Raw genomic sequence first — 8449 nt, 5'->3', positions numbered from 1 at the left:
CTGTAATGTTGCCGCTTACTGTTACCTGCTGTTCGGCTTTTTGCTCACCGGCTATGCTATGTATGGCGTAATAGTTACCGTACACCAGCTCACTGGTTAGCCCTAAAGGGTGCAGCAGCTGTGGCAGGGCGGTTTGCAGCTCTTCCTGCGTTACTTTACGGTAAATGGCGTCGCTTACGGTTTTGCCGTACAGGAGATTGCTGTTGTAGTTAAATTTTACTTTGTGCGTGTTTTCCAGCTGCAGTAACACTGCTTCCAGCGGGTGCAAAAGCCGGATGTCCCCTTTGCCGGCCTTTGCCATCATATTTTGCCGTGCGTAGGCGGTATTCAGACAACAACCCAATGCATGCAAAATAATAATGCCTGTTACTACTCTTTTTATAAGTAGCGTTTTGTGCATAACCATATTTTTTTCCGATGAAGAATGTTTGCAGGCAAATAGATCAGTGAGCCGGCCGGATCACTACTTGCCCGTTTGTTTTATTGACCCTGATATCAAGCGATCTTTCAAGAATAGATAAAAGCAGCTCCAGGTTGCCTGCTGGCGCTGTACCTGTGAATTGGAGCCTGCTGAGCTCCGGTGCAGTAAATACCACCTGCACGCCAAAGTGACGTTGTATTAACCCTGCAATGTCCTGCAGGCTGGTTTGGTGAAAGGTAAGTACATGATCCTTCCAGCCGGTGAGCACCAGGGTGTCTGCTGCCTGTTTCTGCAAGGTTTGCGCGCCCCCATGGTATACGGCCATTTCGCCGGGCATCAGCAACACAGGCGTATTGTTGGCCGCCTTTACGCTTACCCGCCCGCTGTTCAGCACTACCTGTATGGTACTATCATTATGTGTTATATTAAACCGGGTGCCTAATACGGCTACCTGTAAACCCTGGCCTGCATGTACCGTGAACTGCGCGGCGGCAGGGGCTATTTCAAAAAAAGCTTCGCCCTGCAGCCATACCTCCCGCGCCGTGCTGCGCTGCATATTACTGTCATATTTCAGCTGCGAGTTAGCATTCAGGTGAATGGTGCTGCCATCCGGCAGGGTAATAGTGCGCATTTGTGCATAGGGCGTGCGCACGCTTACCCATTGTGCCTGCGGGCGGTTCCACCATAATGTGGTGGCTACCAGGCCCAATACCACTGCGGCAGCGGCCACCCAACGGATCATCAGCGGCCGGTAGTTCCGGCGTACAGGCACTACAGGCGGCGTTTCGAGAATGTTTCCAAGAATGCGCTCTGCAGCTGCTGCTTCCAGCACCGGCAGGGTGGTTACCTCCATCAGCTCCTCCGGATCAGGCAGCGCTGCGGCATCCTCATTTTCCTGCAGCCAGGCTACCAGCAGGGCTTTTTCCTCCGCTGTACAGGCGCCTTGTGCATGTTTTATGAACAGTTCTCTGATATCCATTTTGTATTAATACAATCCGGCGGTTAAAAGGGACGATCCTGGTTGAAATTTTTTTTTCAGACGCCTGCATGCAGCATTACCTGGCAGCTGGTGATAATGAGCAGGGGCACGATCATGTCGTGCTGGTCGTAATGCGTATGGAATTGTGTGCGCAGGAAACGGCTGGCCTTTGTGATCTGGTCTTTTACCGTGTTCTTGGATAAACCCAGCTTACTGGCAATTTCTTCGTGGGAAAGGCCGTCAATGCGGCTCATGGAATAGATCAGCCTTCTCTGGGGCGGCAGCTGTTCCAGCACCTGGTTGTTCCAGCGCTGCAGCTCTGCCAGGGAAATGGCTTCTTCTGTAGTATTGAGCGAGGCAGGTTCGCGGTAAAAGATGGCCTGGCGCAGGTTTTCGTCCAGGGCGGCTTTTTTCAGCAGGTTAAATACGGTGTGTTTGGTGGCTGTATAAAGGTAAGATTTGATGGAAAGCTCTTCTTTCAGCTGCTGGCGGTTGATCCACAGCTTCATGAATACCTCCTGCACTACTTCTTCTGCCAGCTCCGGAGACCGGCACAGCTTACAGGCATAGCCGAACAGCGGATCCTTTACTGCGTAAAACAGATCTCTGAAAGCGGCGGCATTTCCTTCCCTTATTTGTGGTACATATTCCTGCATATGCAGCGTATCGATTACAAGCGCTAAAGATCGGAAATGACCTTTACCGTAGTATTAAGGTAGTATTAAATTTAGGTAAAAAAGCAGAAAGCGGAAAGCAGAAAGGTTAAAGCCGGAAATATATCACGAAAGCAATTTGTACGAACATAGGTAGTGGAGCATCCGGCATCGGGGCTTTTTGCTTTTGGCTTTACGCTTTATGCTTTATGCTTTCAACACCTTCACCATTGCCTCCGCCTTCAGTAAACATTCCTCCCACTCTTTTTCAGGATCACTGTAAAAGGTAATGGCTGAGCCGGTAGGAAAAGAAAGGTGGCCGGTAGCTGCATTGTAGAGGATACTGCGGATCACTACATTCAGATCCAGGTCACCGGTAGGGGTAATGTAACCTACGCTGCCGGAAAATAAGCCACGGCGGACAGGCTCATACTGGTCAATGAGCTGCATGACCTTTAATTTGGGGGCGCCCGTCATAGAGCCCATTGGGAAAGCATGCTGCAACACGGTAGTAAAAGGCATGTTATTTTCGCGTATAGCCTTTACCGTGGAGATCATGTGGTGTACATGCGCAAAAGAGTAAATGCCAAACAGCTCCTCCACCTGCACGCTGCCCTGTACAGCGGTATGCGCCAGATCATTGCGCACCAGGTCTACTACCATTACATTTTCCGCGCGTTCCTTGGGGCTTTGGAATAAGGCGCTGCGGGCCTGCTCATCCAAAGCTGCATTCTCCAAACGGCGGGTAGTGCCTTTAATGGGCTGGGAAATAATGCTGTTACCCTGCTGCTGTAAGAAGCGTTCGGGGCTGGAGCAGAGCAGGTACTGATCCTTTACCCGGTAATAAGCGGCAAAGGGAGCGGGCGATAAACGGTTCAGCTGGTCAAACAACGTTAAGGGATGTACGCTGATGTCCGGTATAAAATTATCCCGGCAAAAATTCACTTCATAACAATCCCCGCGGTGTATGTGATCCTGCAGGGCTTTTACCGTTTCCAGGTACGCAGCCCGGTGCAGGCTGCTTTGGGGCTGCGGGGCAGCTATCGTACTCCGTTGTGGCGCTAGATATGCAGGCATTTGCAGGCAGGCGTTATAAATTTCGCGGGCCTGCTGCTCCGTAAAATCCTCCCCTCCTATCTGCACCTGCTGTGTTTGTAACAACATTACTACCCGTGGCCTGAAAAAATACAGGTCTGGAAAAGCAATGCCGTTATCACGGGCAGCGCTATACGGAGTAGTAGTACCGGAGGTTTCCTGCTTCAGGTCATAGGCTAAGTGACCAAACAGCCAGTCCTGGCAGGTATCATGGAATTGCTGCAACGCGGCTAACGCGTTACCGGCGGGCAGCGCAATGTATTCTAATGCTTCAGTTGCCAGCAGCGCTTCATAGCGGTTATACGGTGAGGGGTAATCATTGTTGTCCAAAAAACAACAAATGTTGAACCGGTTAGACCAATTCAACATTTGCCGTTTAAAAACTTTATGATCGACTACTGGAAAATCGTGAAATATCCTGATAATGGTTTGTTTTAACGCTTAGAAATCGTCATCGTCATCATCAAAGCCGCCCCTGTCGTTAAACAGGTCCATGTCTTTGAACTCATCATCAAAACCCAGATCATCGTCATCGTCGCCGGTTTTCTTACCCGGGCGGCCACGGCGTGCTTTAGGCTTAGGCATATCAAACTCTTCGAAGTCAGGATCATAGTCTTCATCCTGTTCTCCTTTTTCCCATGCATCATCATCGTCATCGGCTGCGTCATCATCGTCATCTATATCGTCGTCGTCATCATCTTTACTTTTCTTAGAAGCCGGCTTATCTGATTTTTTTGCAGCAGCAGACTTCTTCGGAGTTTCCTCTTCATCATCTTCTTCGTCCTCGTCATCTACTTCTTTCTTAGGTTTGGCGGCAGCCTTAGGGGTCCCTTTGGTTGGCTTGGGCGAAGTAGGTTTCTTGTTCTCTTTTTCGTTATCAGATTTCGATTTCATAATAGGTTCACTTATTTCTTTAGCGTAAAGTTTTAACAGTTTTTTTTATTCGCCAAATTTTTTTTCTTCTCTTTTTTTTGTAATTTTTTAGGTTTTATTGTTCCAGTATCTGATCCCGTCCAGGCCCGTTGGAAACGTATTTCACAGGTACCTTCAGGTAAGCTTCCACTTCCTTAACAAATGCTTTCATTTCCGCCGGTAACTCGCTGTAAAACTTACTGTTGGCTGCTGCTTCATCACTCCAGCCAGCATACTTTTCCCATACCGGCTTCACATCCAGGCTGGTTAACTGAAACGGCATTTCCCTTGTTTTAGTACCATTTACTTCATAAGCGGTACAAGCGTACACTTCATCAAATGCATCCAGCACATCGCTTTTGGTCATTACCAGCTGGGTTACCCCGCTTAACATGCAGGTATAATCCAGGGCTACCAGGTCTATCCATCCGCAGCGGCGGGGGCGGCCGGTGGTAGCGCCAAATTCGCGGCCTATTTCACGCAGCTTTTCTCCGGTGGCGTCATGCAGCTCCGTTGGGAACGGACCGCCGCCTACACGGGTGCAATAGGCCTTGGTAACGCCTATTACTTCCTGGATCCATTTGGGCGCTATGCCTAAACCGGTACATACGCCTGCAGAAATGGTGTTGGAGGATGTTACGAACGGGTAAGTTCCAAAATCCACATCCAGCATGCTGCCCTGCGCGCCTTCTGCCAGCACTTTCTTACCGGCTTTCAGCTTCTCATTCAGGAAATATTCTCCGTTTACAATATTCATTTTCTTCAGCAGCTCAACTGCGGCAAAAAAGTCTTTTTCCCAGTTGATGATGTCCTGGCTGATATCTTCCTGGGTATCGTATCCGGCCAGCAGGTGCAGGTGCTTCTGCTTCAGCTTTTCGTACTTCTCTTTAAAGTCAGGCAACATCACATCGCCTACACGCAAACCGTTACGGCCGGTTTTATCCATGTAAGCCGGGCCTATGCCTTTCAGCGTAGAACCGATCTTTTCACTGCCTTTGGCTATTTCAGATGCTTTATCCAACGCCCGGTGCGTGGGTACTATGAGGTGCGTTCTTTCTGCAATAAATAAGTTCTCCTGCAGGTTTACGCCTAATGCGGTTACCTTTTCACATTCCATGCGGAAGGTTACGGGGTCCAGCACTACGCCATTACCAATGAGGTTCACGGTGTTTTTGTGGAACACCCCGGAAGGGATGGTGTGCAACACCACCTTCTGATCATTGATATATAAAGTATGACCAGCGTTTGGCCCACCCTGGAAGCGGGCTATCACGTCATATTTACCTGCAAAATAGTCCACAATCTTCCCCTTGCCTTCATCTCCCCATTGCAGGCCTAACAAAACATCTACCATAATTTGTGTAAGTTTAGAAAAGAAGTGGCAAAATTAAGGCGAAATATGAAGATTTGGAGAATTTTCTGGTTGTTTGGGTCCATGGTCCATAGTCGATGGTCCATGGCATATGCCGCAAGGCAATTGTGCCTGTAGCAATATTCTATAAATACCACGGACTACCTGCCTGCGTGATAAAGGCCATGGACCATCGACTATGGACCATGGACTACTACTGCTCCTCTTCTAACCGGTTCACAGACTGAATGCCATCGAGGCGTTTCAGGCGGTCTACCAGCTCGTCCAGCTCCTCTTTATCGTGTACGTATACTTTGATCAGCCCTTCAAACAAGCCTTCCCGTGATTCAATGGTAAGGGCGGAAATATTCACTTTCAGCTCACCGGATATAATGTTGGTGATCTTATGGATCACACCCACATCATCCATCCCAATGATCCGTACGCCGGTCAGGAAGGATATTTCACGGTTCTTCACCCACTTGGTCTTTACCACACGGTGGCCGTAGTTGGCCAGCAATTGGGCGGCATTGGGGCAGTTGGTACGGTGGATCTTCAATCCTTCGCTGGCGGTTATAAAGCCAAATACATCATCGCCGGGTATAGGGCGGCAGCAGTTGGCCAGCTTATAGGCGATCTTGTCAGAACTTTCCCCGAAGATGATCAGCTCTGCATCTTTCTTGGAAGGCGCCTGATGTTTCAGGTGCTCTTCCGGCTGGTGCTGGTGCTCCGGCTGTTTTACCTGCTTGGGCGGTTCCAGCTTATCTCCCAGTACCGTGAATTGTTTCAGCTCCTTCAGATCAATGTTCCTGATGGCGATCTGATAATACAGGTCCAGCGGGGAAGGCTGTTTATAGAACTGCACCAGCTCATTGATGTTATGCTGGCTGGCGGATATTTTCTGGTGGTCCAGCTTACGTTCCAGCTGGGCTTTACCGTCCATGGCTATCTGCCGTTTTTCCTCCTTCAGCGCATCTTTGATCTTGGACTTGGCTTTGGCGGTGAGCACAAAGTTCAGCCAGTCTTCGGATGGTTTTTGCTTGTTGGAGGTAATGATCTCCACCTGGTCCCCGCTGCGCAGCTTATGGCTCAGGGGCACCAGCTTGTAGTTCACCTTGGCGCCTATACACTTATTGCCAATGGCGCTGTGTATGGCATAGGCAAAGTCCAGGGAGGTGGAGCCTACGGGTAAGATCTTCAGATCCCCCTTGGGCGTGTATACATAAATTTCTTCTGTGAACAGGTTGCTCTTAAAATCGGCCAGGAAGTCCAGTGTATTGGAATCCGGGTTGTTAAGTATTTCCCGGATCTGGGTAAACCACTGATCAAATTTAGATTCCTGGCTGGCGGGGCTCTGGTTGCCTTCTTTATAACGCCAGTGCGCTGCCAGGCCTTTTTCCGCATAATCGTTCATGCGTTTGGAGCGGATCTGCACCTCCACCCATTTACCCTGGGGGCCCATTACCGTTACGTGCAGCGCCTCATATCCATTGGATTTGGGGTTGCTAAGCCAGTCGCGGGTACGTTCCGGGCTGGGGTGGTAAAAGTCTGTGATAATGGAATATACCTTCCAGCAATCCGCCTTTTCCTTTTCCAGGGCGGAGTTCATGATTATGCGGATGGCAAACAGGTCATATACCTCTTCAAAGGCTACGCCTTTTGTTTTGATCTTATTGTAAATGGAGTGAATGGATTTGGGGCGGCCATAGATCTCAAAGTCAAACCCCTCTTCCTGCAGCACTTCCTTGATAGGCTTAATAAACTCGTTGATATACCGGGTGCGTTCCCGCTTGGTTTCCTTCAGCTTTTTGGCAATGTCGCGGTAGGTTTGCTGTTCCGTATATTTCATGGCCAGGTCCTCCATCTCCGACTTGATGTTATACAAGCCAAGGCGGTGGGCCAGGGGGGCATAAATGAATACGGTCTCAGATGCTATTTTCAGCTGTTTTTCCCGGCTCATGCTGTCGAGGGTACGCATGTTATGCATACGGTCGGCCAGCTTGATCAGGATCACGCGGGGATCATCGGCCAGGGTAAGCAGGATCTTCTTGAAATTTTCTGCCTGTGCGGTGCTGGTGCTGGAATCTATAACGGTAGAGATCTTGGTGAGCCCGTCCACAATATGAGCGATCTCGCTGCCGAACTCGCGTTCCACATCTTCCAGGGTTACTTCAGTATCTTCTACGGTATCATGTAATAATGCGCATATAGCCGAACGTACGCCCAGACCTATTTCTTCCACGCATATCTGGGCTACTGCCAGCGGGTGCAGGATGTAGGGTTCCCCGGATTTACGCCGCATGTCCTTGTGTGCATCTGCCGCCATTTCAAAGGCGGTGCGCACCAGCTCCCGGTCGCCTTTCTTCAACCGGGGTTTCAAAGCCCTCAATAATGCGCGGTAATGGCGGACGATCTCCTTTTTCTCCTGTTCCTCGTCTAAATTATATTTTTGAACTGCCACTGTTTCCATCTGCACTAAAGTTACGATTTTATGCAATACGATTACCCGCCGCCTGCGGCAGCTTTAATTAATAATTAAGAATGAATAATTAATAATGATGGAGGCTGGCTTTACGCTGGAATGCCGGTGACCATTATTATTAATTCTTAATTATTCATTATTAATTGTAATTACAGGGGCTGTCCCAGCCTGCACTTCTGCAGTACTTCCCAGGAGGAGCCGTTATGGCGCATAAAATAAAGGTTATTGACCTTAAAGGAGATGTTAAAGGGGCGGTGCTCGTATTCCGGCCAGGCCGCTTCCAGCTGGGGTTCTGTAAGGTCGTTAAAGGCTACGGTAACATGCGGTTTAAACACATCGCGGGCCAGCATTCTGCTAAAGCCATACTCCCGGCGCAGGAAAGTTACCAGCTCTTTATGGATGTTCATAATAGCCGGCTCCTGCGCTACTTTTATGTACAGGATGCGCTGCGCTTTGAACAAAGAGGTTCCAAAACCATTTAAGGTAACTTCAAAGGGATGGGCGCTGGCGGCAAATTCGGCCAGGCCGGCGGTCAATGTTTTTTCCAGGAAGGGAT

At 49.4% G+C, this 8449-nt stretch carries 8 protein-coding genes; all 8 read right to left on the bottom strand.

Going from position 1 to position 8449, the window contains the following annotated elements; all coding sequences use genetic code 11:
- Positions 1 to 400: hypothetical protein (locus VIM87_RS03320; RefSeq protein ID WP_331995592.1), on the bottom strand; the 400-nt coding region annotated here is incomplete at its 3' end.
- A gap of 43 nt (positions 401 to 443) precedes the next feature.
- On the bottom strand, positions 444 to 1400 hold the full coding sequence (locus VIM87_RS03315) for a FecR family protein (protein WP_331995591.1): 957 nt from the start codon (positions 1398 to 1400) through the stop codon (positions 444 to 446).
- A 56-nt stretch (positions 1401 to 1456) separates the two neighbouring features.
- On the bottom strand, positions 1457 to 2056 hold the full coding sequence (locus tag VIM87_RS03310; protein ID WP_331995590.1) for an RNA polymerase sigma-70 factor: 600 nt from the start codon (positions 2054 to 2056) through the stop codon (positions 1457 to 1459).
- 204 nt (positions 2057 to 2260) lie between these two features.
- Positions 2261 to 3478: an anthranilate synthase component I family protein gene (locus VIM87_RS03305; RefSeq protein WP_331995589.1), complete on the bottom strand. Its 1218-nt coding sequence runs from the start codon at positions 3476 to 3478 to the stop codon at positions 2261 to 2263.
- Between the two features lie 111 nt (positions 3479 to 3589).
- A complete protein-coding gene (locus VIM87_RS03300) occupies positions 3590 to 4042 on the bottom strand; it encodes a hypothetical protein (RefSeq protein ID WP_331995588.1) in 453 nt (150 codons plus the stop codon).
- 94 nt (positions 4043 to 4136) lie between these two features.
- Entirely contained in the window at positions 4137 to 5414 is a 1278-nt protein-coding gene (locus VIM87_RS03295) for an adenylosuccinate synthase (RefSeq protein ID WP_331995587.1), read from the bottom strand.
- A gap of 211 nt (positions 5415 to 5625) precedes the next feature.
- Complete coding sequence (locus tag VIM87_RS03290) at positions 5626 to 7881, bottom strand: RelA/SpoT family protein (RefSeq protein ID WP_331995586.1); 2256 nt, start codon at positions 7879 to 7881, stop codon at positions 5626 to 5628.
- Between the two features lie 161 nt (positions 7882 to 8042).
- Positions 8043 to 8449 (bottom strand): 2'-5' RNA ligase family protein (locus tag VIM87_RS03285; protein ID WP_331995585.1); only part of this gene is annotated, 407 nt, incomplete at its 5' end.

The sequence above is a fragment of the Chitinophaga sp. genome, assembly GCF_036569125.1.
Taxonomy (GTDB): Bacteria; Bacteroidota; Bacteroidia; order Chitinophagales; family Chitinophagaceae; genus Chitinophaga.
This window is presented reverse-complemented; position numbering and strand designations above follow the sequence as displayed.